The sequence below is a fragment of the Nonomuraea sp. NPDC000554 genome (genome assembly GCF_040300065.1).
GTDB lineage: Bacteria > Actinomycetota > Actinomycetes > Streptosporangiales > Streptosporangiaceae > Nonomuraea.
On the sequence record NZ_JBEPDC010000001.1, the window covers coordinates 348,582 to 372,261 of the forward strand.

At 71.6% G+C, this 23,680-nt stretch carries 19 protein-coding genes; 10 read left to right on the forward strand and 9 right to left on the reverse strand.

All coding sequences use genetic code 11. The features are described 5' to 3' along the window. Window positions 1-81 precede the first annotated feature (81 nt). Together thrB and thrC are read right to left on the reverse strand one after the other, a co-directional pair. Window positions 82-987 (reverse strand): homoserine kinase, encoded by a 906-nt coding sequence (gene thrB / locus ABT294_RS01865; RefSeq protein WP_350802825.1) that lies wholly within the window; start codon window positions 985-987, stop codon window positions 82-84. 82 nt (window positions 988-1,069) lie between these two features. Then, complete coding sequence (thrC, locus tag ABT294_RS01870; protein ID WP_350802826.1) at window positions 1,070-2,128, reverse strand: threonine synthase; 1,059 nt, start codon at window positions 2,126-2,128, stop codon at window positions 1,070-1,072. A 145-nt stretch (window positions 2,129-2,273) separates the two neighbouring features. Between thrC and ABT294_RS01875 the strand changes: the two genes are divergently transcribed. Further along, window positions 2,274-3,758 carry a glycosyltransferase family 2 protein gene (locus ABT294_RS01875; RefSeq protein ID WP_350802828.1) on the forward strand — a complete coding sequence of 495 codons (1,485 nt, stop codon included), beginning with the start codon at window positions 2,274-2,276 and terminating at the stop codon, window positions 3,756-3,758. 97 nt (window positions 3,759-3,855) lie between these two features. Here the strand turns inward: ABT294_RS01875 and ABT294_RS01880 are convergent, their stop codons facing one another. Continuing rightward, window positions 3,856-5,469: a glycosyltransferase family 2 protein gene (locus ABT294_RS01880; RefSeq protein WP_350802829.1), complete on the reverse strand. Its 1,614-nt coding sequence runs from the start codon at window positions 5,467-5,469 to the stop codon at window positions 3,856-3,858. Beyond that, window positions 5,466-6,545, reverse strand: coding sequence for a glycosyltransferase (locus ABT294_RS01885; protein WP_350802831.1), 1,080 nt, complete (start codon window positions 6,543-6,545; stop codon window positions 5,466-5,468). The genes ABT294_RS01880 and ABT294_RS01885 overlap by 4 nt, the downstream gene beginning before the upstream one ends. Before the next feature lie 236 nt (window positions 6,546-6,781). Here ABT294_RS01885 and ABT294_RS01890 point away from each other — a divergent pair, with 236 nt between their 5' ends. The 6 genes from ABT294_RS01890 (at window position 6,782) to ABT294_RS01915 (ending at window position 14,220) form a co-directional block, all read left to right on the forward strand. Further along, on the forward strand, window positions 6,782-7,219 hold the full coding sequence (locus ABT294_RS01890; RefSeq protein ID WP_350802832.1) for a hypothetical protein: 438 nt from the start codon (window positions 6,782-6,784) through the stop codon (window positions 7,217-7,219). Further along, window positions 7,216-8,721 (forward strand): glycosyltransferase family 2 protein, encoded by a 1,506-nt coding sequence (locus ABT294_RS01895; RefSeq protein ID WP_350802834.1) that lies wholly within the window; start codon window positions 7,216-7,218, stop codon window positions 8,719-8,721. The genes ABT294_RS01890 and ABT294_RS01895 overlap by 4 nt, the downstream gene beginning before the upstream one ends. Further along, window positions 8,718-10,664 carry a glycosyltransferase gene (locus ABT294_RS01900; protein WP_350802836.1) on the forward strand — a complete coding sequence of 649 codons (1,947 nt, stop codon included), beginning with the start codon at window positions 8,718-8,720 and terminating at the stop codon, window positions 10,662-10,664. Before ABT294_RS01895 ends, ABT294_RS01900 begins: the two co-directional genes overlap by 4 nt. Further along, window positions 10,661-12,349: a glycosyltransferase gene (locus ABT294_RS01905; protein WP_350802837.1), complete on the forward strand. Its 1,689-nt coding sequence runs from the start codon at window positions 10,661-10,663 to the stop codon at window positions 12,347-12,349. Before ABT294_RS01900 ends, ABT294_RS01905 begins: the two co-directional genes overlap by 4 nt. 276 nt (window positions 12,350-12,625) lie before the next feature. Next, window positions 12,626-13,189, forward strand: coding sequence for an RNA polymerase sigma factor (locus ABT294_RS01910; protein WP_350802838.1), 564 nt, complete (start codon window positions 12,626-12,628; stop codon window positions 13,187-13,189). After that, on the forward strand, window positions 13,189-14,220 hold the full coding sequence (locus ABT294_RS01915; RefSeq protein ID WP_350802839.1) for a CU044_5270 family protein: 1,032 nt from the start codon (window positions 13,189-13,191) through the stop codon (window positions 14,218-14,220). Before ABT294_RS01910 ends, ABT294_RS01915 begins: the two co-directional genes overlap by 1 nt. Before the next feature lie 145 nt (window positions 14,221-14,365). On the opposite strand, the gene ABT294_RS01920 is transcribed toward ABT294_RS01915, so the two are convergent. Continuing rightward, the gene (locus tag ABT294_RS01920) at window positions 14,366-14,959 is read right to left on the reverse strand and encodes an ATP-binding protein (RefSeq protein ID WP_350802840.1); all 594 of its coding nucleotides are present in this window, start codon (window positions 14,957-14,959) and stop codon (window positions 14,366-14,368) included. 286 nt (window positions 14,960-15,245) lie between these two features. Here ABT294_RS01920 and ABT294_RS01925 point away from each other — a divergent pair, with 286 nt between their 5' ends. Next, window positions 15,246-16,055, forward strand: coding sequence for a helix-turn-helix domain-containing protein (locus tag ABT294_RS01925; protein ID WP_350802841.1), 810 nt, complete (start codon window positions 15,246-15,248; stop codon window positions 16,053-16,055). After that, window positions 16,052-16,249, forward strand: coding sequence for a DUF397 domain-containing protein (locus tag ABT294_RS01930; protein ID WP_350802842.1), 198 nt, complete (start codon window positions 16,052-16,054; stop codon window positions 16,247-16,249). The genes ABT294_RS01925 and ABT294_RS01930 overlap by 4 nt, the downstream gene beginning before the upstream one ends. A gap of 298 nt (window positions 16,250-16,547) precedes the next feature. Here ABT294_RS01930 and ABT294_RS01935 read toward each other — a convergent pair whose 3' ends face one another. The 4 genes from ABT294_RS01935 to ABT294_RS01950 form a co-directional block, all read right to left on the reverse strand. Further along, the gene (locus ABT294_RS01935) at window positions 16,548-17,837 is read right to left on the reverse strand and encodes a homoserine dehydrogenase (RefSeq protein ID WP_350802843.1); all 1,290 of its coding nucleotides are present in this window, start codon (window positions 17,835-17,837) and stop codon (window positions 16,548-16,550) included. Continuing rightward, the gene (lysA, locus tag ABT294_RS01940) at window positions 17,834-19,216 is read right to left on the reverse strand and encodes a diaminopimelate decarboxylase (RefSeq protein WP_350802846.1); all 1,383 of its coding nucleotides are present in this window, start codon (window positions 19,214-19,216) and stop codon (window positions 17,834-17,836) included. The genes ABT294_RS01935 and lysA overlap by 4 nt, the downstream gene beginning before the upstream one ends. A gap of 123 nt (window positions 19,217-19,339) precedes the next feature. Then, window positions 19,340-19,942: an anticodon-binding protein gene (locus ABT294_RS01945; RefSeq protein ID WP_350802847.1), complete on the reverse strand. Its 603-nt coding sequence runs from the start codon at window positions 19,940-19,942 to the stop codon at window positions 19,340-19,342. Between the two features lie 7 nt (window positions 19,943-19,949). Then, entirely contained in the window at window positions 19,950-21,791 is a 1,842-nt protein-coding gene (locus ABT294_RS01950) for a hypothetical protein (RefSeq protein ID WP_350802848.1), read from the reverse strand. A gap of 71 nt (window positions 21,792-21,862) precedes the next feature. Here ABT294_RS01950 and ABT294_RS01955 point away from each other — a divergent pair, with 71 nt between their 5' ends. Continuing rightward, a complete protein-coding gene (locus ABT294_RS01955; RefSeq protein WP_350802850.1) occupies window positions 21,863-23,494 on the forward strand; it encodes an asparagine synthetase B family protein in 1,632 nt (543 codons plus the stop codon). The last annotated feature ends 186 nt before the right edge of the window (window positions 23,495-23,680 follow it).

Genomic DNA, 23,680 nt, shown 5'->3' on the forward strand with positions numbered 1-23,680 from the left:
CCCACCAAGGGGGCATCTGGTGCGGCTACCAGCCTAACATCACCAGCGCACACGGCTATTCCCTGAAGGTCTAAAGAGGCATCAGCGTGTCTCGGGGAACCGAACGTCCGCACCAACCGGGTCGACGTCCATTTGCTGGATGTGCCAGTCTTTACCCACTTCTGGCGCGATCAAATCCTGCGTATCCGGTGTCGAAAACGCAAGAACTGTGGGACCCGCTCCCGAAACGACCGCGGGCACGCCCACTGCACGGAGACGTTCTACCAGATCCATGCTCCCCCGCATCGCAGGCGCGCGGTAGGCCTGGTGGAGCCGGTCTTCCGTGGCGGCGAGCAACAACTCCCGCTCCGGCCGCTGGGTCAGCGCGGCGATCAGCAGCGCGGCCCTGCCGGCGTTGAAAGAGGCGTCCTTGTGGGGCACATCCTTCGGCAGCAGCCCCCTCGCCGTCTCCGTGGACAGCCGCGTCGCCGGTACGAGCACGACGGGACGAATCCGCGGATCGGGTTCAAGTTTCACCATACGCGGTGCGCCGGAGTGGTCGGACCAGGCGATGACCAGCCCACCGGCCAGGCAGGGCGCGACGTTGTCGGGGTGCCCCTCGATCTCCGTGGCCAGCGCGAACACCTCGTCGTCGGACATCTCGGCGTCGCTCAGCGCACGCGCGGCGAGGATGCCGGCACTGACGGCCGCGGACGACGAGCCGAGGCCGCGCGCGTGCGGGATGCGGTTGCGGCAGCGCAGCCGGATCCCGGCGGGCTGCGGGACGCGCATGTGGTCGAACGTCTTGCGCATGGTCTGGACGACCAGGTGCCCCTCACCGAGGTCCACCTCGCCCGCGCCCTCGCCCTCGACGCTCACCCGCACGCCCGGCTCGCCGGTGATGGCCGCCTCGACCTCGTCGAAGAGCGCCAGCGCCAGCCCGAGCGCGTCGAACCCCGGCCCCAGGTTCGCCGACGTCGCCGGCACCCGTACCTCAACGGTCCTCATGTCGTCTTCCTCTGGTTGTCTCTCATGGGCACGCCGACGGGACGGGGCACGCCGGCACGGCCCCGTCTGCGCGTCGCGCGCGCTACGCCAGGTTCAGCGCCGCGGCCGCGGCGTGGACGTCGATGGGGATGGTGACGGGCGCCGGAGCGCCGGAGATCGCCCAGTCGGGATCCTTGAGGCCGTTGCCCGTGACCGTGCAGACGACGCGCTGCCCGGGAGCGATGAGGCCCTGCTGGTGCGCCTGCAGGAGCCCGGCGACGCTGGCCGCGGAGGCGAGCTCGACGAAGACGCCCTCCTCCTGCGCGAGCAGCTTGTAGGCGGCGGCGATCTGGCGGTCGGTGACGGCCTGGATCGCGCCGCCCGACTCGTCGCGCGCCGCCGTGGCGAGCTGCCAGGAGGCCGGGTTGCCGATGCGGATGGCGGTGGCGATCGTGTGCGGGTGCGCCACGGGCGCGCCGTGCACGATCGGGGCCGCGCCGCTGGCCTGGAAGCCGAACATACGCGGCGCCTTGGTGGCGACGCCGTCGGCGGCGTACTCCTGGTAGCCCATCCAGTAGGCCGAGATGTTGCCCGCGTTGCCCACGGGGATGCAGTGGATGTCGGGGGCGTCGCCGAGGGTGTCGACGATCTCGAAGGCGGCCGTCTTCTGGCCCTGGAGCCTGAACGGGTTCACCGAGTTGACCAGCGCGATCGGATAGCTGGACGACAGCTTGCGGGTCATCTCCAGGCAGTCGTCGAACGACCCCTCGACCTGCAACAGGGTGGCTCCGTGGACGAGCGCCTGGGCCAGCTTGCCCATCGCGATCTTGCCGCGCGGCACGAGGACGGCGCAGGTCAGCCCGGCGCGCACGGCGTACGCGGCGGCCGAGGCCGAGGTGTTGCCGGTGGAGGCGCAGATGACCGCCTTGGCCCCCTCCTCCACGGCCTTGCTGATGGCCATGGTCATGCCACGGTCCTTGAAGCTGCCCGTCGGGTTGGCGCCCTCCACCTTCAGAAAGACGTCGCACCCGGTGAGCGCAGAGACGCGGTGCGCGGGCACCAACGGCGTGCCGCCTTCGAGGAGCGTGATGACGGGCGTCTTCGTGGTGACCGGAAGCCGCTCGCGGTACTCCTCGATGAGGCCACGCCAGGACCTGCTCATGTTGACTCCCCTACCTGCGGTGTTGGGCACAGAGTCTACCGGGATGCGAAGGCTGGGCCGGAGCCGCGTCCGGCCGCGCGGACAGTCAGCAAATCAGGAAATTCTCAGCATCTCCCGATACAGTCTCGGCAGGGGGGTCATCACCATGAACGCGCGTCCTGCTCTGGCGCAGAACGACTTTTCTCCACTGACGCCACCGCCGCTCGGCGGCTGGTCGCCTGCCCTGTCCGTGAGCGTGGTGATTCCCGCACACGGCGGACCGCACCTGGGCCTGACGCTGGCGGCGCTGGCCGCGCAGACGTACCCGGACCACCTCATGGAGGTCCTGGTCGTCGACGACGGCAGCGAGCCGCCGATCCACCTGGCGGAGATCAGGCCGGTCAACACCCGCGTCGTCAGGGTGGAGACGGGCTGGGGCATCTCGAACGCGGTCAACACCGGCGCGCGGGCGGCCGACGGCGAGATCATCCAGCGCCTCGACGCCGACATGCTGCCGAGCCGCGAGCACATCGAGGCGCTCGCCCGCTGGCACCACCTGACCGACTACCTGGTCACGATCGGCATGAAGAAGTTCGTCGAGGCGCCCTCGCTCACTCCTGAGCAGGTCTTCCGGGCCGGGCAGCTGTCGGACCTCGTCGACCTGGACCGGGCCGTGGCCAGCTCCACCGAGGCGACGATCGCCAAGACGGACGGCCTGCGCAAGAGCCGCAACCCCTACCACGTGTGCACCGGGCCCACCGTCTCCCTTCCCCGGGACGTCTTCCACGCGGTGGGCGGCCTGGACCCGACCGTGGTCCGCGGCGAGGACACCGAGTTCGCCTACCGCCTGGCCATGCACGGCGTCGTGTTCATCCCCGACCTGGACGCGCAGGCGGTGCACCTGGGCCTGCCCGCGCAGCACCTCGACAGGGAGCGCGCGGTCCGCGCCGTCGAACCGTACCTGGCGCACCGCGTCCCGCTCCGTCGCGACCTGCGCAAGGACCGCGGGCGCCGATGGCTGGTGCCGTACGTGGAGATCGTCCTGGACGTGACGGACGCGTCCGAGTCCGTGGTGCGGGAGGCGGTCGCGGCGGCCCTGGACGGCAAGCTGCAGGACGTCGTGGTGACACTGGTCGGCCCGTGGTCGCGGCTGGCCGGCGGGCGGCGCTGGTCGCTCGGCGACCCGGACTTCGAGCTGCGGCTGATGCGCGACCTGTTCTCCCATGACGAGCGCGTCAGGCTGATCGACGAGGCCGCGCCGACGCCCGCGCCGACGCCGTTCCGCTACCGGGGCCCGGTGGACGTCCCGCTGCACAGGGCGACGCTGGAGCGCATGATCGAGACGGTCCAGAAGGACCTGACGGGCGTGCTGGTCGTCGACCTGGACGACGGCAGGACCGCGCGTCTCGAGCGCACGTCCGCCCTGGCCCGCGCCCTGCTGCTGGCCGATCCCGGCGACGACCTGGACGGGATCATCGCGACCACGCACGGCGTGCGGCACGCCGAGCCCGCCCGCTACTGGCCGCCGGCCCCCGCGCCCCAGCCGGTCACGATCCCGGCTCCCGCGACGCCCGCCCCCGAGGCCGCCGCCCCGGAGGAGGGGGACAAGAAGCTGCTCCGCCGCCTGCGCTCGGCCCTGCGCGCCAACTGACGGGCGCGATCGCGCAGCCCGCGCTCGGCCCCGCGCGCCACCTGACGGGCACGGTCGCGCAGCCCGCGCGCCAACTGACGGGCACCCGGCCCATCGGTCAGGTGCGTGGCTTCTTGCCCAGGGCGCGCTTGACCGTGGTCGAGAGCAGGGCCCGCATGCCGGGCTGGGCGCGGTTGGCGGCGCTGAGCTTGCGGCGCAGCGTGCCGACCTCGCGGCGCAGTTCCACGGCGCTCTTGCGCCAGCGCTTCGACTCGTCACGCCACTTGGTGACCTGGCCGCGCAGCCGCTCGACCTCCTTGGCCAGGCGGGCGGCCTCCGCCTGGGCGTCGACCCTGGTGCGGTAGGCGCTCCTGCGTCCGGCGGGCTCTCCGGGCTCGCGAGTGAAGCCGTAGGTCTCGCCCTCGACCCAGGACACGCCCGACACGTCGTCGACGGCGTCGTCCAGCGACTCTCCCGGCCGGACGACCAGCGCGGCGCGGGCGAAGGCCGACACGCGCTCAAGGCGGGCGGAGACGACCCCCTGCTCCGACTCGTCCAGCAGCACGTTGACCAGCCCCAGCCCCTCGTCGCGGGCCAGGTCGAGGAGCCTGGCGAGGCTGTCCTCCCCCGGGGCCCAGCCGGGCGGCAGGCGCAGCACGTACGGCGCGCCGGGGTCGGGCTCGCCGGTTTCGGCCAGGCACACCCGCCCCTCGTGCAGGTAGTGGCCGTGGACCAGCACCAGTTCGAGCGAGGGGTCCTTGAGCGGGGCACGGCGGTCGCGCTCCAGCGAGGCCCACGGGCCGACCAGCGTGACCGAGACGTCCGGGACGGTGCCGGCCAGCAGGGCGTCCACGGCGGGCCGGACGACGTCGTAGCCGGCCGTCCCGTCGAGGACGGCCGCGACGTACGGGACCTTCCACTGCCGGGACGGATGCGAGCGCAGCCAGCGGTAGGCCGGGATGCGGTCGGCGACGAAGGCGTGGCTGACCCGGTCGATGCGCTGCTTGTCGCGCATCCGCATGGTGGGGCCGAGGTGGTAGGCGCGAGCCCGCGGCTCCGGCACGAACACCGCGCCGGCCTGCGCCAGCCGGTAGCCCATCTCGGTGTCCTGGCCGAGGATCAGCTCGTCGTCCATCGGGCCGGCGGCCTCGACCAGGCGGGCGTTGACCGAGGTGGCGCCGCCGACGTGCAGGCTGAACGGGCGCTGCGGGTTGTCGGTGAGCCCGTTGGTGCGCTCGACCAGGTCGACGATCCAGGCGTGCGGCTCGGCGGGCTCGAACGCGCGCTCCAGGTCGTCGGGCAGGCTCACGGGCACGGGGGCGTCGGTGAACCTGATGTAGCCGGTCACGACCAGGTACGGCGCGGCGTGGTGCCAGCGCATGTGCGCCTCGACCGCGCCGGAGGTGAGCACGACGTCGGAGTCGAGCCAGTGGATGACGTCGCCGCTCGCCTCGGCCAGCCCGGCATTGCGGGCGGCGGCGCGTCCGGGCTGCTCGCAGACGAGCAGGCGGGCGGCCGAGCCGGACGGCAGCGTGAGCGGGGGCGAGCTGCCGTTGTCGACCACGATGATCTCGGTCAGCTCTGCCGGGTAGGTCTGCCGGTCCAGCGCCGCGAGGACGAGGTTCAGCTGGTCCTGGCCTCCGTAGGCCGGGACGATCACGCTGACGCGCAGCTCGGGCGTGAACCGTTCCGGCGGCTGGAGGACGCGGTAGTCGTTGCCGCGTACCCTCATGCCGCTTCCATCAGCAGGCTCGGGCGGAAGCCCCGCCACTGGTTGGCGGCGATCTTGAGGAAGTGGGCGAGCGGCAGCTGCCAGGTGTGCTCACCGCTGAGCATGCGGCGCAGCACGTATCCGAGGCCGTGGGTGCGGTAGATCCGGGCGCCCGCCTCGTGGGCGGCCTTGAGGAATTCGCGGTCCACTGCACTGGTCAAGGCGGGAAATCCACCAATATCGCGGAATTGCGCTCGGGCTAACAAGATCGTTCCGCCCGCGACATGATCACTCCAGACCTCGCTCGGATAGGCGGCGCCGCTGCCGAATGTGGTGCGCCTGATCGTCGCTTTCAGGGGCTCCAGATAGAAGAACTCGGCGGCGGCGCCGACGATGTCGGCCCCCGAGTACGACTGCGCCATCACCAGGTCGGTCAGGTGGTCGGGGCCGTACCAGTCGTCGTCGTCCCACTTGGCGACGAAGTCGCCGCTCGCCATGGCCGCCACGTCGTTCAGCACCTGACCGAACGGCACCTCGGCCGCCGCCTCGAGCCACGCGACCGGCAGCGGACAGCCTTCGACGGCCTCCCGCACCTGCTCGAAGGCGAGCCCGTGCAGGCCGAGCAGCACCTCGACCTCCAGGCCGCGCTGGCGGGCGAGCTGCGCGAGCGCGCCGCCGAGCAGGTGCGGACGCCTGGTCGACATCACCGCGCTGACCTTGGGCGGGTTGGCCGCCGGATGGTGGGCCAGGCGGCGCAGCCGGACGCTGTGCTCCTCGCGGCGCAGGTCGGCCAGGCAGCGCGCGGTGCCGTCGGCGGCGTGCGCGAGCCAGGCGCGGTCGGTGAGCAGCGCGGCGAGGCCGGCAGGCAGCCAGGCGGGGGTGCGCTCGGCGGTCAGCGGCACGCCGGCCGCCGCCAGCCGCATGAGGCCGTCAAGCGGCACCGCGGCCTCGGGCCACTCGATCTCCAGGCCGCGCAGCGGGCGCAGGCTGTCGACGTCGGCCGGACAGCCGTCGACGGCCCAGCCTTCGCTGGACCAGTGCAGGCGGGCGAGCCCCTTCTCCGGCGTGCGGGCGAAGCCGCAAGGGGTGACGGGCATGGGTGGTGCTCCTTGACCGGCGGGACTCAGTCAGGCGCCTACCTTACGCCGGTTTTACGGAAGTCTGACCAAGACTTCACACCCGGCAGGGCAGGCGATGCAGGTCGAGCGCCGGGGAGATTCCCAGTTTTCGCCCAGGAACCTATGGCACCGTAGTGGTGGCTGTTTATTAAGGTGTCAATATCCCCTGACATCCCCGACGCCCGTTTAAGTCCTGATGTGAAAGGTATGCGCGGATGCTCTCGCCCCGTCGACTGGCAGCGACCGCCGCAGTATTCGGAGTTCTGGCCTTCGCCGTACTCGTGCTGCTCGTCCTGACGGACGCGCTCACGCTCGCCGCTGCCGCCGCCACGGGGGCGTTCCTGCTCTCGCTCGCCGCCCTCGCCTTCCTCGTGCTGACCGTGCGCCGCCTGGACGGCAAGGCGCACCGCATCGACCTCCGGGTCAAGAAGTACGAGGCCGAACTGGCCAGGACCACTGCCGCGATCAGACAGATCGAGGCCGACCTCGACAGGCTGACCGGGGCCGTCGAGGAGTCCAACGCGCGGCGCGGCGAGGACCTCGGCGCGATCCTGGCCTCGCTCGGCGAGGACCGGGTCAACGCCATGACGCGCGCGCGAGAGGTGGAAGAGCTTCGCGAAGAGGTCCGGGCGCTGGTCAAGGGGCGGACGTGAGACGGGTCAGGCACAACGACTACGGGACGTTGGAGCCGCCGCCCCTGGGCGGCTGGCAGCCCTCGCTGACGGTCTCCGTGGTCATCCCCGTCTACGACGACCTGGCCGGGCTGGAGCGGACGCTCACCGCCCTCGCCGCGCAGACCTACCCGGCGGACCTGGTCGAGGTGGTCGTCGCCGACGACGGCAGCGAGCCGCCGATCGACCTGCCCGGCGTCCGGGTCGTCCGGGTTCGTGACGGCTGGGGACGCGGCGCGGCCAGGCAGGCCGGCAGGCTCGCCGCCGCCGGCCAGGTGATCCACTGGCTGGACGCCGACATGATCCTGGACGAGGACCACCTCGAGGCGCACATGCGCTGGCACCACCTGATCGACTACGCGGTCGTGATCGGCGACACCCGGTTCGTGCAGGAGCTGGGCGAGGAGGGCGTGCAGAGCGAGTACACGAGGAAGACCCTGGAGGCGACCGACCGGCTGAAGACCGCCGGGTCCAACGCGTACCTGCTGCACACGGGGGCGTCCACGTCGGTCAGGGCCGACCTGCTCAGGGCCGCCGGGGGCGTCGACACGTCGCTGAACATGGCCGAGGACACCGAGCTCGGCTACCGGCTGGCGCAGGCGGGCGCGGTGTTCGTCCCCGACCCGCTGGCGCGCGGCTTCCACGTCGGGCCGTCCACGGTGATGCTGCGCGAGAAGGAGGTGCACCGGCACAACTGGTCCTTCCTCGGCGACTACATCCCGGACCTGCGCTGGCTGCGCAACCATCCGCGACGCGGCTGGCTCGTCCCCTACGTGCGGGTGGTCGTCGAGGCCGGCGGCTACGAGGAGACGCGCGCCGGCGTGGACTCCGCGCTCGCGGGGACGCTGCCCGACACCTCCGTCACCCTCGTCGGCCCCTGGGGCAAGCTGACGGACGAGCGCCGCTCCAACCTGGACGAGCCGCTGCTCGACCTGCGGCTGCTGCACAACCTGTACAGGCACGAGCCGCGCGTCGCCTTCGCGGAGTCCGTCCCGGAGTCGGCCGCGCCCTCGCCCTTCTCGCTGACGCTGCCCACCGGCTGGGTGCTCGGCGCCGACACGCTCACCAGGCTGGTGCGGCTGGCCGAGCCGGACCAGCTCGGCCTGGTCAACGTGGCCCTGGAGGAGTCGGCGTCCGGCGTGCTGACGGCTCGGCTGCGGCGCACCTCCGCCTTCGCGCGGGCCGCCAGGTTCGACGGCCCGGCCGGCGAGCAGGCCGACGACCTGGTCGACGAGATGTTCGGGACGATCTGGGTGAGCGGCGCCGAGTACGGTTTCACGTCCGAGGACGAGGCCGAGCCGCTCGCCGGGGACGCGGCGAAGTGGCGGGCGCTGGCGGAGCGGCGGCAGGGCGAGGTGAAGTCGCTGCGCCAGGAGGTGGCCCGGCTGACGGCCGAGGTCGAGCGGCTGTCCGAGCAGCCCGCCGAGGAGCCGCAGAGCGGGCCGATCACGTCGCTCATCAGGCACCTGCGGAGCGCGGGGTGATCCGTCAGCTGATGGCGGAGATGCCCACGGCCCGGGTGTTCTTCGCGGGCGTCGAATCCCCGCCTGCCCCCTCCCATGACCTGGACCGCGACCTCCTGGAGCCCACCAGCCCGCAGCAGGTCAAGGAGGTGCTGGTGGTCGCCCGCACACCGGCCGACCTCCGGCGCGCGGCCACGCTGCACAAGCTGCTGCCCGACGCCGAGCGCGTGGTGGTCGCCGTCCTGGACACGCCGGCCTCCCACCCGGCCCCCGTCCCGACGCCGACGCCCGCGCACCGCTGGCGCGCGCTCACCGAGCTGCGGGTCCACCAGCCGAAGGCCCGGGTGTGGGTGGTGGACGCCCGCTTCTCCGCGTCCGTCCCGGCCGGCCGCACGGTGACGGCGACGGCCCGCGCGTTCGCCGGGCACCGCCTCGACGTCATCGCCGCGCCCGCCGCGGCCATCGCCGGAGTGGGGGCCGCCGACTGGCGTCCCGGCGACCCCAACGCCACTCCCGCGGAGGTCACCGGCCCCGTCCCGGAACGCGTCGGCGCGCCCGGCAGCGACGTCGTCCTGCGCACCCTCGACCCGGAGACCCCTGCCGCGGCGCACGCCCTCCACCTGGAGGCCACAGCCGAGCCCGTCTCTGAGGGCGGCGGGCTGGCCGAGTGGGCCGGAGCGGAGACGCCCATCGAGCGGCCCACCCTGGGGGCCGTGAGCTGGGAGCGGATCGGGCGTCCTGGCATGGCCGAATCGCCGCTGGCCGACCCCGACGTGCTCGGGGAGCCGTCGATGATCCCGCCCGTGGACGAGCGGCTGGTGAACCCGCAGGGCTTCGTCACCACCCCGTCCCGGGGGACGGCGTCGCTGGCCGAGCGGGACGGCCGATGGTCGGTCCTGCTCGACGGCAAGGTGGTGACGGCGTTCGCCGAGTCCGGCGGCGTCACCGACGCCGAGGTGTCGAGGCTGCGCCAGATCCGCGCCGTCGAGGTCGACTGGCACCACGCGCACAGCGGGCCGCTCGCCGCCGTCCGGGTGCTGGCGGGGCTGGCCGCCGCCGGGGTCCCGCTGGTCGCGGACGCCGTGCCGCGCTGGGCGGGGGCGCTGGGCGACGACCTCGTCGCCCAGCTGACGAAGCAGCCCGACCTCTCGGACGACCTCCGCCGGGAGGAGCACAGCATCAGGCTCCGCCGGGAGGCCCTGCGCACGCACGGCGTCGCCGCCCGCTGGGAGCAGCTCGGCTCCCCCAGCCCCGCGCCCCCGCTGACGTCCGTGCTGCTCGCGACGCGGCGCACCGACATGGTGGGCTTCGCCCTCGACCAGGTCGCCCGCCAGCGCGGCGTCCAGCTCGAAGTGATCCTCGCCCTGCACGGCGTCCCCCGGCGCCACCCGGACGTGGCCGCCGCCGTCGAGCGCTTCGGCGGGCCGATCACCGTCCTCGAAGCCGACAACCAGGCCGTCTTCGGCGAGGTGCTGAACGACGCCGCTGCCAGGGCGTCGGGCTCCTTCCTGCTCAAGATGGACGACGACGACTGGTACGGGCCCGACTTCCTGTCCGACCTGCTCCTCGCGCACTCCTACTCGGGCGCCCAGGTCGTGGGGACGGTGCCGGAGTTCGTCTACCTGTCGTCCATCGACGTCACCGTCCACCGCAAGCAGGTCACCGAGCAGATCACCAGCTTCGTCGCGGGCGGGACGATCCTGGTCGAGCGCTCGGCCTTCCAGGCGGTGGGCGGCTTCAGGCCGCTGCGCCGCTCGGTCGACACCCAGTTCCAGGAGGCGCTGCAAGCGGCGGGCGGGCAGATCTACCGCACCCACGGCCTCGGCTACATCCTGCGCAGGGGCCCGGCGGCCAACCACACCTGGCAGGAGCCGATCGGCACCTTCCTGCAGCGCAACAGGAACCAGTGGCGCGGCTTCCGCCCGAGCGCCCTGATGGAGCTGGACGGGAGCCCGCGACCATGACCCCGGTGCCGCGCATCCCGCACAACGACTTCGGTGTGCTGACCCCGCCCGCGCTGGGCGACTGGGACCCCACGCTCACCGTCACCGTCGTCATCCCGGCCCACAACCGGCAGGACACGCTGGACCTGACCCTCGCGGCCCTGTCAGCGCAGAGCTACCCCGCCGACCTGATGGACGTCATCGTCGTCGACGACGGCAGCGCCGTCCCCCTGCGCCTCCCCGCCCTGGCCCCGGCCAGAACGCGGCTCGTCCCCAGCCCGGAGGGGGGCTGGGGACGGGCCTGGGCCGTCCAGACCGGGCTCGACCTGGCCACCGGCGAGATCGTCTTCGTCCTGGACGCCGACATGGTCCCGCACAGGCAGCACGTCGAGGCCCAGCTCCGCTGGCACCACCTGGCCCCCTACCTGGTGGTGCTCGGCTGGATCGACTTCACCCCCGCCGAGACGCTGCCCACCCCGCACGAGGTGCGCGAGTCGCTGGAGTCGGGCACCGAAGCCAAGCTCTTCCCCCTGTCGCCGCACCGCCACGACTGGGCCGAGCAGATCATCGCGGACCACGACGGCCTGCGCACCGCCCCCAGCTCCCTGGCCACCCGGGTGCACGTCGGCGCCACGGCCTCCTACCCGGCCGCGCTGCTGCGGTCCATCGGCGGGATGGACACCTCGCTGGTGCTGGCGGAGGACACCGAGCTCGGCTACCGGCTCACCCAGGCGGGCGCGGTCTTCGTCCCGGACCCGGAGTCGCGCGCCTGGCACCTCGGGCTGCCCACGGCCATGCGCGAGTTCGCGGCGCTCAAGCGGTACAACGACCCGTACGTGGCGGACCGCGTCCCCTACCGTCGCTACCTGCGCACCGACCACGGCAGGCAGTGGCTGGTGCCGTACGTGGCGGCGACGGTGCCGCCGGGCTCCTACGAGGACGTCCGCGCGACGGTGGACGGCCTGCTCGCCGGCTCGCTGCCGGACCTCGCCGTCACCGTCCCGGCGCCCTGGAGCTCCCTGACCGCCGCCCGCCGCTCCCCCCTCACGGACCCGGACCTCGACCTCCGCCTGATCCACGCCACCTTCGAACACGACCCCCGCGTGCGCCTGACAGACGAGGCCGCACTGCGGGACCCCCTGGCGATGGCCCCTTTCCGCCTGCTCGTCCCGCCAGGCTGGGTTCCCGGCAAGGACACCGTCGAACGCCTGGTCGCCCGCCTGGAGGACGGCGACGCCGGCGCCCTGTCCGTCGCCCTCGACGAGACCCAGGACGGCGTGGTGGTCGCCCGCCTGGAACGCACGTCCGCCCTCTCGCGCGCCGCCCTGGTGGCCCGGCCCGGCGACCGCCTGGACGACCTCCTCGACGACCTGTTCGGCCTGGAATGGCTGGACGGCGCCTCGTGGGGCTTCAAACGCCGCCCCAGGACGTACCCGCCGCGCAGGCGTCCCGTCCCCGAGCACGACCTCCTGCTGGCCCAGCGCGACAAGGAGATCCTGCGGCTCCGCAACAGGACCGCCACCCTCCGCGCCGAACTGGCCCAACTCCGCAGGCAAGCCGGAAAGGCGGACAGGGACGCGGCCCGCTGGCGCGAAAAGGCGGAAACCTGGCGCCAAAAGGCGGTTGCCCTCTCCCGAGCCCAGAACCGCACGGTCCTCAAACGGGCCGCCCGCCGAGTCCGCAACCTGGCCTTCCCCGACAACTGACCACCAGACACTGCCCGGTCCTCACGATGGGGCGCGCCACGTTTCGCCGTTCCAGTCGCCAGATCACCCCTCCCTGAGTGCGGCAAGAGGCGCGAGCGTTCCCCTCGACAAGCAGAATCCCGGCGTACGGCCGCCGCCTTGACCTGCCCGGCAGTCTCCAGTCCCTCCGGGTGCGCGCGTGACTTGACCATCGGCGTGAACAGTTTCCGGACGGTCGGCGAAGGAGGAGCGACAGAGAGGCAGGGAGATGAGACGAAGGACCACGAGGTGATCGCGATGACACGGGCGCTCCCGACTCAGGACGCCGGGGACGCCGTGATCATCGAACAGTCCTGGCGGGAGCCGGAACGCTTCGCCGCCCTGTTCGACCGCTACTACACCCAGATCCACGGGTACGCCGAGCGCAGGCTGGGCCGGAGCCTGGGCGACGACGTCGCCGCGGAGACGTTCTTAATCGCGTTCGACAAACGCACGCACTACGACGTGTCCCGCGCAGATGCCCTGCCCTGGTTGTACGGGATCGCCTCCAACCTGATCGCCCGGCACCGCCGGGCGGAGGTGCGCCAGTACCGGGCACTGGCCAGAACCGGCGCAGCGGAGTTCGCCGAAGATCATGCTGATCGGGTCGCCGGCGAACTGGACGCCGCGGCTCGCAAGGGCAGGCTCGCGGCGGCCCTGGCGAAGGTCTCCAGCAGGGACCGGGACGTGCTGCTCCTCGTCGCCTGGGCCGAGCTGACCTCCGAGGAGGCGGGCCGAGCGCTCGGCATTCCGGCGGGCACGGCGCGCTCACGGCTGCACAGAGCACGGAGAAAGATCCAGACAGCGTTGGGAGAGGACTGATGATGAGCGACCTGGACGCGCTGCGCGAGGCATGGGGCCGCCCTGAGCCTCCTTCCTCGTCGGCCCACTCCTCCGCCAGAGCGGCCCTGCTGGAGCGTGCCGCCGCGCCCGCACCGCGGCGCGGGCGCAGGTGGACCGTGCGACTGCTGGCCGTCGCAGCCTCGGCGGTCGTGATCGCGGCTGGAATGACCGCCGTCCAGACCGTCGGAGGGGTGGATGACAGGGCTCCCGGCCTGACGATCCCCGCCGCCAACGCGCAGGCGGTGCTGAACAAGGCGGCGGGCGTCGCACAGGGCAGGGAGTTCGTGGCGCCACGCGCTGATCAGTGGATCTATCTGGAGGTGCGAGGCCAGTACCAGCGCCCCGGGGACGGCGAGACGGTCACGCCACAGACGCCGCTGAAGACCACGGTCACCGCCGACTGGACGAGGGCCGACGGCAAGGTCCTGGCCAACTTCGAGGACGGCAAGCTCGTGACCTCGCCCACCGGGGGCGCGATGCCGCCGAACGACTACCCCACCATCGCGTCCCTGCCCACCGACCCGGACGCGCTGCTGTCCTGGTTCCGCGAGCGGACCAGGCGGGCCCCCTGGAACTCGACGCAGCAGGACGTGGAAACCGACAACTTCCGGATGCTGAGCGGTCTGCTGGCCAACAACCTGGTGCCGCCTGCCCTGGAGGCGGCGATCTACAAGGCGATGGCGAAGATCCCCGGGGTGACGGTGAACGAGGGGGCGAGGGACATCGAGGGACGGCCGGCCCTGGCGGTCACGCGCGTCATCGAGGGCTGGCTGAGCTCCGAGATCCTCATCGACCCGATCACGTACACCTTCCGAGGGACGCGCGACACCGTCGTCAAGGACCACACGGGTTACAACGGGGTCAGGGAGTTCAAGAAACAGGATGGGAAATGGGTGGCCCTTTCCACCCCGGACCCGAGCCGCATGTGGACCCTCAAAGCGGGGACGGTGAACAGCCGTTCCACGAGGATCGTGATCGGAGTGGTCGACCAGCCCGGGCAGAAACCCTGACGCACTCGTCCGAGGTGGGGGCCGGAGAAATTCGCCCCTTCCTCAGCTCCGGCGGGCGCGCCCAGGCAGGATGGGTCGGCACGCGCCGACAGGCGCGCCCGGGCCGGTGGTCAGCACGCACCGACGGGCGCGTCATGGCCGGTGGTCAGCACGCACCGATGGGCGCGTGCTGGCCTGTGGTCAGCACTGCCCAGACCGCGCGCCGCCTCCCGCCCAGCCGGCGTACGCCCCACTCGGCCGCGACCTGCTCGACCAGCCACAGCCCCCGCCCGTGGCAGTCACCGTCGCCGAACTCGCGTGGACGAGGAACGGTGTCCGCGCCGTCGTCAGCGACCTCGACCCGGACCGTGACGGCGTCAACGGCGACGACCTCCACCACGACCACACCACCGTGCAGCCCCGAGGCGGTGTGGACCAGGGCGTTGCTCACCAGCTCGCTGACGACCAGCCGCGCGTCGTCCACCTCCCGATGCCCTGACGCCGTCAGGATCTCGCCGAGGCAGCGGCGGGCCACCGCTACCGAATGTGCCACCCCTGGCAACACGATCTCACCGAGAAAGCGTTCGTCCACCGCGACACCTTCCAGCGCCGCGGAGCCGGCTCCACGTCCTGCGCGGCGCCACCCCGCGACCCGAAAGACGACCCCGTCCTTGTCCACCGGGGCCACGCCGCGGTTCCAGGCGAACCGCCCCAGGTCGAGGTGCTGCTTCTGCCTGTCGGGCAGCGGTTCCGTGGTCATACGATCACCTCGTACCGGGCCGCGAGCACCGATCCCCGGACACGCCCATCGCGCTGCCCCTCACCCGTCCGTCTGAGGCGCGTACGCCGCTCCCCCGCGACAGACATCTCGTCTTGTACGACCGCGTGGATTATCAGCATGCGCATTCGCTCGGGCTAATGGAGCGCTTACCTTATGAAAGCTGGGCGACAAATAACGACACACGAACTGTATTGATTGTCACAGCTCTGTCACTGTACTGTCACGCACAGTGATTTACCTGGGACGCGGCAACGGGGGAGGTGGATTGGACACCAACGATCGGACGTCTCCCCGGGCGCACTTCGCCTTCGACCTGGCGCACTACCGCAAGGAAGCGGGCATGTCCCAGGTGGCGCTGAGCACGCGAATGCGCTGTCACACGTCCCTCATCAGCCATGTCGAAAGGGGACGGCGAGCCCCCACCCTCGACTTCGCCGAGGCGCTGGATCGCATCTTTCAGCTCGACGCGCATTTCGCGAATCTATATAGGCAAATATCCCATTCGCCCACTCTCGGGTGGTTCGCGCGCTGGGTGGAGGAGATCGAACCACAGGCGGTCATCCTTCAGTCGTGGGATCCGCTCCTGGTACCGGGCTTGCTCCAGACCCCGGAGTACGCGAGGGCGATCTTCGCCACCATGGCCTCCGCCGATCAGATAGAAGACCGCGTTCAGGCTCGAACGCGACGCATGCAGATCTTCGACACTCCCGACCCTCCGGTCTTCCTCGCCCTGATCGACGAGGGCGTCCTCCATCGTCCGATCGGAGGGCCGAAGGTTCTCTCGGAGCAGCTTCGCTACCTGCTGGACATGTCAGAGCATCCGCGGATCACCATCCAGCTCGTGCCGGTCGTCGCCGGTTGCGCGGCCGGCATGATGAGCGCGTTCGCACTGGCGCGGCTACGCGACGGGACCGAGGTCGTGTCGGCCGACTCCGTCCTGTCCGGCCAGGTCACGGGGGATCTCGATTCTGTCGCACAGCTCAAGATGAGGTATGACACCATCAGAGCAGACGCGTACCCACAGTCACAGTCGCAACAGGCAATAGAGGATGCGGAAAGAAAATGGACCAAATGAACCTAGAGCAAGCGGAGTGGCGCAAGGCGACTGCCAGCGGCGACAACGGCCAGTGCGTCGAGGTGGCGACCAACCTTCCCGACGTCGTGGCGGTGCGTGACAGCAAGCACCCGAACGGATCCGCCCTGGTCTTCACGCACCAGGAGTGGCGGGCGTTCCTGCACGGAGCCACCCACGGCGAGTTCAACATCTGACCGCACAGCGCCCTCCCGGCCCATCCGCCAGGTCCGCCGTCGCGAGGACCACGGATCACACCAACATCCTGACGACCCATAACCTCGCTCGTCACCCTTGGTTACCCTGGCGGGAACGCTTGAGCATCGGATCCGACTGCTCGTCCGGTGGTTGTCGGCCTCAACTCGCTCAACGCCGGGGTGCAGGAGGCCACCTGCCAAGGGGCGCGGGGGAGCTCGGCTCCCCCGCACAGTGCAGCCCGAGCCGGTACGCGCGAAGCGCGCCCATCGTCGAGGGCCACCCCGTCAGGACCTTCGTCTAGTCGTCGCCCTCGACGCGCATGACGCTGGCCACCGCGCGGACGATGTCCAGGTCGCGGAGGCCCTCCATGGTGGCCGTCAGAGCCGCGTCGGTGGCCCGGTGGGTGACGATGACGAGCTGGGCGTCGTCGCCGTGGCCTTCCTGGCGCACCGTCTGGATCGAGACGTCGTGCTTGGAGAACAGCTCCGCCACCCGCGCCAGCACGCCGGGCTTGTCGGCCACGTCCAGCGCGACGTGGCAGCGCGTGACCGTCTCGCCCATCGGGTGGACCGCCAGGTCGGCGTAGGTGGACTCTTCGGGGCCGCGGGTGCCGGCGAGGCGGTTGCGCGCGACCGCGACCAGGTCTCCGAGCACCGCGGACGCCGTGGGCGCGCCGCCCGCGCCCTTGCCGTAGAACATGAGCTGCCCGGCCGACTCGGCCTCGACGAAGACCGCGTTGTACGCCTCGCGGACCCCGGCCAGCGGGTGGCTCCGGGGGATCATCGCGGGGTGCACCCTGACCCCGATGGTGCGGCCGTCGTCGGAGCGGGCGCAGATGGCGAGCAGCTTGATGACGTAGCCCATCGCCTTGGCCGAGGCGACGTCGGTGGCGGTGATCTCGGTGATGCCCTCGCGGTGCACCTCGGCGGCCGTCACACGGCTGTGGAAGGCCAGCCCGGCCAGGATCGCGGCCTTGGCGGCGGCGTCGAAGCCCTCGACGTCGGCGGTGGGGTCGGCTTCGGCGTAGCCGAGAGTCTGGGCCTCTTCCAGGGCGTCGGTGAAGGACGCGCCCGTGGAGTCCATCTTGTCGAGGATGTAGTTGGTGGTGCCGTTCACGATGCCGAGCACGCGCTTGACGTGGTCTCCGGCCAGCGACTCGCGCAGGGGGCGCAGCAGCGGGATGGCGCCCGCGACGCTGGCCTCGAAGTAGAGGTCGCCGTTGCCTGCGCGGGCGGCCTCGTGCAGCGTCGCGCCGTCTTCGGCCAGGAGCGCCTTGTTGGCGGTGACGACGGACTTGCCCTTGCCGAGGGCGGCCACGATCAGCGACCGGGCGGGCTCGATGCCGCCGATGACCTCGATCACGATGTCGACGTCGTCGCGGGTGACGAGCGACTCGGCGTCGGTGGTGAACAGCCCGGGATCGATCTCGACGTCGCGCTTGCGGCCCAGGCGGCGGACGGCGACGCCCGCCAGTTCCAGCGGCGCCCCGATGCGGGCCGCCAGGTCGCCGGCCTGCTCGTGCATGAGCCTGATGACCTGCGAGCCCACCACGCCACAGCCCAGCAGGGCCACTTTCAGCGGTTTCACAGCTGCCCCCTCAACAGGTCGTCCTCGGTCTCGCCTTGCACGATCACCCGGGCCTTGCCGCCCGAGACGGCGACCACCGCGGGCTTGGGCAGGTAGTTGTAGTTGCTGGCCAGCGACCGGCAGTAGGCGCCGGTCGCGGCGATCGCGATCAGGTCGCCGGGCGCGAGGTCGGCGGGCAGGAAGCAGTCGCGGACGATGATGTCGCCGCTCTCGCAGTGCTTGCCGACGATCCGGCTCAGCATCGGCTCGGCCGTGCTCTCGCGGCTGGCGAGCACGGCGGTGTACTCGGCGCCGTACAGGGCGGTGCGCACGTTGTCGCTCATCCCGCCGTCGACGCTGACGTACGTGCGCAGCCCCTCGACGTCCTTGACGGTTCCGACCTCGTAGAGCGTGATGCCGCCGGGCCCGATGATGGTGCGGCCCGGCTCCACGGTCAGCCGTGGCACCGGCAGCTTCGCGTCGCGGCAGAGCCTGGTGACGATCTCGCGCAGGCTGTCGGCGAGCTCCTTGAGGTCGGGGGCCTCGTCGCCCTCGACGTACGCGATGCCGTACCCGCCGCCGAGGTCCAGTTCGGGCAGGACGACGCCGTGCTCGTCCTTGATCTGCACGAGCAGCGCGGCCAGGCGGCGCGCGGCCACCTCGAAGCCGGCGGTGTCGATGATCTGCGAGCCGATGTGTGAGTGCAGGCCGACGAGTTCCAGCTGCGGGAGCGCCAGGACGCGGCGGACGGCCTCGGCCGCGGCGCCGGTGTTCAGCGACAGGCCGAACTTCTGGTCGTCGTGGGCGGTGGCGATGAACTCGTGCGTGTGCGCCTCGACCCCGGTGGTCACCCTGATCATGACCTTGGGACGCTTGCCGTGCTGCTCGGCCAGGTAGCCGAGCCTGGCGATCTCCTCGTAGGAGTCGACCACGATGTGCCCGACCCCGGCTTCCAGCGCCCTGGTGAGCTCGGCCGCGGACTTGTTGTTGCCGTGCATGGTGATGCGCTCGGGCGGGAACCCGACGCTGAGCGCCACCGCCAGTTCGCCGCCGCTGGCGACGTCGAGGCCGAGCCCCTCTTCCGCAAGCCAGCGGACGACCTCCTTGCACAGGAACGCCTTGCCGGCGTAGTGCACCTCGGAGCCCGCGAAGGCGGCGGCGTAGTCGCGCATACGGGAGCGGACGTCGTCCTCGTCGAGGACGTACAGCGGAGTGCCGTGCTCGCGGGCGAGGTCACGGACGTCCATCTGGCCGATCGTGAGCGTGCCGTCGGCCCGGCCCGACGTTCGGGGCCAGATCGCGGGGTTGATCCGGTTGAGGTCGTCGGGCGCCAGCGGAGGGCGCTCATGGGGCAGCATCTCGGCGTGCCTGTCCCCGGCGGGATGGACGAATCGACTCACCCGAACGAGGCTATCGGAACCGCCGCTCCTCTCGGACCGCTGCCCACGTATCGAGACACCATCCGCCCCAGAAGTGGGATATTTTCACACGATTCGTTGTTTGGCCGGATATTTTGCGACCCATCACAGCCGTTCCGGCCCTGGCAGCACCCCGCGCACCGCGGCGGCCAGCCGCACCCGCGCGGTGTGCACCGGCGCGGGCGCCTCGTCCCCCCTCGGGACGGCGGGCGCCAGCTCGTGCGCGTCGTGGTAGGCCAGGGCCAGTCGCACCAGGTAGGGCTCCCATCCGGCGTCGCGGCTCACCAGCCGTCCCGGGATCTCGGCCAGCACCCGCAGCACGGCCCGGTCGCGGACGTCGTCCAGCAGCTCGGGCCGGAACCCCGCCGCGGGCACCCCGAGGTCGCGGGCCCACCTGAGCACGGCCGCGGCCCGCGCGTGCCCGTAACGCACCACGAACCCGGGGTTGTCCCAGGTACGCGGCAGATCGGGCCAGACGTCCGGCAGATCCAGCGCGGGCGTCTCGTCGAGCAGCGCCCCCGGCACGTCCACGACGATCCGCAGGAAGCCGTTGCGCAGCACCTCGCACCCCGGAATCCGGGCGGCCAGGACCTCGGGCGGGATCCCGCGGCGCAGCGCGGCGGCCGAGACGTAGACGGCCTCCCGCTCCCACGTCCCCTCGGGCACCGGCGGCTCCCCCAGCACCTCGGCGAGCCGCCCGGGCGTCACGCGAGCCTCAGATGAGCGCGTGCGGCTCGGCGGAGCCGTACTCGACGAGCTGCGCCGCGCCCAGCAGCCACCGGTCCTCGTCACGCACCCGGACGTAGCCGAACCGGTCGGCGGAGAAGACCTTGACCCCGTCGGCGCGGCACTGCCGCATCATGACCTCGTCCCAGCCCTCGGTGAGGTCGGCGAAGCCCAGCTCGCGCAGGGTGTTGCGGCGGGCGAGCAGGGTGGCGCCGATGATCTCGGGCAGGTAGGAGTACTCGGCGTCGGGCTGCTTGAGCAGCGTCGCCTGCGGCTTGCGCAGGTGCGCGTAGAAGGCGGCCTTGCCGACGATGTCGGCGGTGCTGAACAGGAAGGCCCGGCTCAGGTCCGACAGGTAGTGGGTGCCGTAGACGTCGCGCGGGTCCATCACCGCCACCAGGTCGGACTCGCACAGGTCGAGCCCGCGGCCGAGCATCGCGCCGGTGGAGCGGGCGGCGTGGAGGTGACGGAAGACGACGTCGACGTCCGGTAGGACGTCACGCGCCCGCTGCTCGGCGTCCGGAGGGCCGAACAGCACCAGCTGCGAGACCCCCGACTGCCGCGCGACCTGGGCCAGGGCGTGTTCGAGCAGCGACGGGTCGGTGACGGGCAGCAGCACGGAGACGTTCAGCGTGGCGCGGGCGCCCGGCAGGCCGATGGCGTCGAGCAACTGGTCGACCCGCTCGGTCATGGTCCCGCCCAGGTAGGCGCGGCGCATCGCGACGTGCGCCCTGCGCGAGTCGGGCTCGGCGCCGATCGACGTGCCGCAGGCGGCGATCTCGGCGAGCCGCCACTGCGGCGTGCCGGGCGGCACCTCGACGGCGGCGGGCCACCGGTAGGACGTCAGCACGTCCGGATAGCTCAGGTGGTCGGGCAGGAGCTGCTCCAGCGTGAGCACCCGATCGACCCGGCCGCCCGACAGCGGCATCGGGTTGTGCACGCGCGGCTGCACGCCGAACTGCAGGCGCGGCCAGCCCACGGTCAGGTCGGTGGTGAAGCGGTGCTCGAACAGCTCGGCGGCGGCCGCGTAGTCGGCCACGTCGCCCCCCGTGTGCCAGAACACGGTGCGGATGCCGCGCTCGGCGCACCAGGCCAGCAGCGCCCTGAGGCCCTCGCCCGGCTCGCCGACCAGCTCCTCCACCCACGGCCCCTGCGTGACGGACTCGACCACGAGCAGGTGCGGCACCTCCAGCGGCAGCACCCTGGCGAAGTCGCGCGGCGTGAAGCCGGTGGTCTGCCGCCACTCGTAGCGCAGCAGCGCCTCGACGTGCGGGTCGGCGACGACGGCGGCGGTCAGGTGCGGACGGGTGTTCGGGCCGGTCGGCACCCGGAACGGCTTGAGCTTGAACGAGGCCCCTTCCAGGACCCTGGTGGAGGTGGTGGCCTGGAAGGCGGCACCGGGCCTGTCGGCCTTCTGGCCGGCGGCGACGGGCTTGCGCTTGGGCGCGACGGGCCGCTTGACCGGCTTGGCCGCGCCCTTCAGCCCCCTGGCCAGGCGGACCGGGTTGCTCTTGCCGCTCTTGATGGCGTCGCCGAGGCGGTTCCAGCGGGCGACCTTGATCGAGGAGAGCTTCCAGTTGGCCACCTCGGCCTGGTAGCGCTGCTCGGCCAGCTCCTTGCGGAGCTTCTCGGCGGCGGCGCGCTCATCCTCCAGCTGCTCCTCGGCCGCGCTGAGCCGCTCGGCCAGCGTCCGGGCCTCTTCCGCGCTCTGGTCGGCGGCGGCCAGCTTCGCCTGGGCGGCGTCGAGCAGCCTGGCCAGCTCGGCGGCGTGCTCCGCCTGGGCGATCGCCTCACGCAGTGCCCTGCGCGTGCTTTCCAGCTCGGTTGACAACTGGACCTCCGCTCTCTCAGCCCGGCAAAGGATACTCTTTTGCGGGAAGCGTCTCGAAGGGATGAGATCCGGTGCAGTTCAATGTGCGGCCCTATGTCTGCGGCGCTCTCGGCCGGATCGACCCCGTCATGCTCGGCAAACTGGCGGGATCGGGCCCGAGGGTGCGTCCCGCGTTGCAGACCGCCGAGGCCGCTCTCTTCAGCACGGCTCCCCTGCCGCCGTACCACCGAGGCGAGGGCACGTTCGCGTTCTCCTGGGGCGAGCGTCGCCCGTCGGGCCCCAGCGAGTGGATGACGATCGCCGAGACGTACGAGACTCCCGGGCTGATCGGCGACGGCAGGCGGGTCACGCTGCACGCGGGCGCGCTCGGCCTGGTCGACGTCTACTACGTGCGGCTGGGCGAGGCGGTCTACTTCTCCTCGCTGATCAAGCCGCTGCTGTCGCTGGTGCCGATCGAGCTCGACTGGTCGGCCTGGGCGTCCATCCTCCAGGTGACCTTCCCGCTCGGCGACGCCACGCCGTACCAGCAGGTCAAGCGGCTGCCCGGGTCGAGCGCGCTGGTCTTCGAGGAGGCCCTGTCGACCGAGCGCAGGCTGCCGCGCTGGCTGCGCAGCGAGCCGTACGAGGCGTGGACCAGCGCGAACGAGATCCTGGAGATCCTGCACGAGGTCTACAAGGAGTACGACGGGCGCAGGCTGCTGGTGCCGGTCAGCGGCGGGTACGACTCGCGGCTGCTGGCCAGCGTGGCCATGGCCCGCGGCGCGGACGTGGAGTCCTGGACGACCAGCCCCGACGACGGCACCGACACCGACATCGCGTTCGCCAGGGCGATCACCCGCGAGCTGGGCATCCCGCACCGCGTCATCACCCAGGACCCCGCCGACTACCCGGCCGACGCCCGGGAGGTGGCGCGCAGGCTGGAGTATCTGACGCCGCACCACGCCTGGTACGCGCCGTTCGCCAAGGAGGTGCACGGGGCCGGGCGGGTCCTGGTCGACGGGCTGGCGGGCGGGCCGCTGCTGAAGAACTTCATGGTCAGCGGGGCCGCGCTGGAGGCCACCTCGCAGGCGGAGCGGTCGGCGGCGATCCTGAACTCGCTGTCGCTGGGCACGCCGTCGCAGCCGTTCCTGTCACCGCGGGCGCTGGTGTGGATGGAGGAGGCGGTCAGGGAGCAGTTCACCGCCGCGACCTCGATGCTGCACGGCCACCGGGCCGAGCTGCCGCTGTCGGTCCTGCACACCCGCACCGTGCGCGGCATCGCCCGCTCCGCGGTCAACCTGGTGGGCCCGGAGGCGTCGTTCGCGGCGCCGTTCATCCATCCGGAGTTCTTCGACGCGGCCCTGTCGGTGGGCGTGGCCCGCAAGGACAAGGGCCGCTTCTACCGCGAGCTGCTGCACGCGGCCAACCCGCGGGTGGCGGCGCTGCCGTCCACGAACGTGGTGAAGCAGCCGCTCCAGCGGGTGCCGCTGCGCTCCACGGCCGCTCCGGCGCGTCAGTACTCGCACCAGTTGCTGGAGACGCTCGCCTCGCGGGTTCCCGGGCTGCTGTCGGACGAGTTGTGCGAAGTGATCTCCGGTGGACCCGACGCGTTGACGCGTTTCAATGGGTGGAACGACCGGTTCTGGGTGCGCGGGCTGGTGCTGTTCGGGCTCTGGTTGAATGACATGGAAAACGACCTGGTAGACGTGACGCCGCCGTTCTAGGTGAACCGTGGGTAACAGGACGATTACACCGCGATCTCGTGGGTATTAAAGGTCCCACAGCAATAGCGGGTTCCGGAAAGCCAACGGGCTGGTAGTGTTCGGCCCGTAAGCGCCGCACAAGCGGGCACCGGATCACAAATCCGGTCCGTCAAGGGCATGGAGTTCGCAGGGATGACGACTCCAGGC

What these genes read in the sequence shown, in the direction of transcription:
- thrC (WP_350802826.1), bottom strand. Translation starts at nt 2,128, where the DNA reads ATGAGCAGGTCCTGGCGTGGCCTCATCGAGGAGTACCGCGAGCGGCTT.
- ABT294_RS01875 (WP_350802828.1), top strand. Translation starts at nt 2,274, where the DNA reads ATGAACGCGCGTCCTGCTCTGGCGCAGAACGACTTTTCTCCACTGACG.
- ABT294_RS01885 (WP_350802831.1), bottom strand. Translation starts at nt 6,545, where the DNA reads ATGCCCGTCACCCCTTGCGGCTTCGCCCGCACGCCGGAGAAGGGGCTC.
- ABT294_RS01890 (WP_350802832.1), top strand. Translation starts at nt 6,782, where the DNA reads ATGCTCTCGCCCCGTCGACTGGCAGCGACCGCCGCAGTATTCGGAGTT.
- ABT294_RS01910 (WP_350802838.1), top strand. Translation starts at nt 12,626, where the DNA reads ATGACACGGGCGCTCCCGACTCAGGACGCCGGGGACGCCGTGATCATC.
- ABT294_RS01920 (WP_350802840.1), bottom strand. Translation starts at nt 14,959, where the DNA reads ATGACCACGGAACCGCTGCCCGACAGGCAGAAGCAGCACCTCGACCTG.
- ABT294_RS01915 (WP_350802839.1), top strand. Translation starts at nt 13,189, where the DNA reads ATGATGAGCGACCTGGACGCGCTGCGCGAGGCATGGGGCCGCCCTGAG.
- ABT294_RS01930 (WP_350802842.1), top strand. Translation starts at nt 16,052, where the DNA reads ATGAACCTAGAGCAAGCGGAGTGGCGCAAGGCGACTGCCAGCGGCGAC.
- thrB (WP_350802825.1), bottom strand. Translation starts at nt 987, where the DNA reads ATGAGGACCGTTGAGGTACGGGTGCCGGCGACGTCGGCGAACCTGGGG.
- ABT294_RS01905 (WP_350802837.1), top strand. Translation starts at nt 10,661, where the DNA reads ATGACCCCGGTGCCGCGCATCCCGCACAACGACTTCGGTGTGCTGACC.
- ABT294_RS01880 (WP_350802829.1), bottom strand. Translation starts at nt 5,469, where the DNA reads ATGAGGGTACGCGGCAACGACTACCGCGTCCTCCAGCCGCCGGAACGG.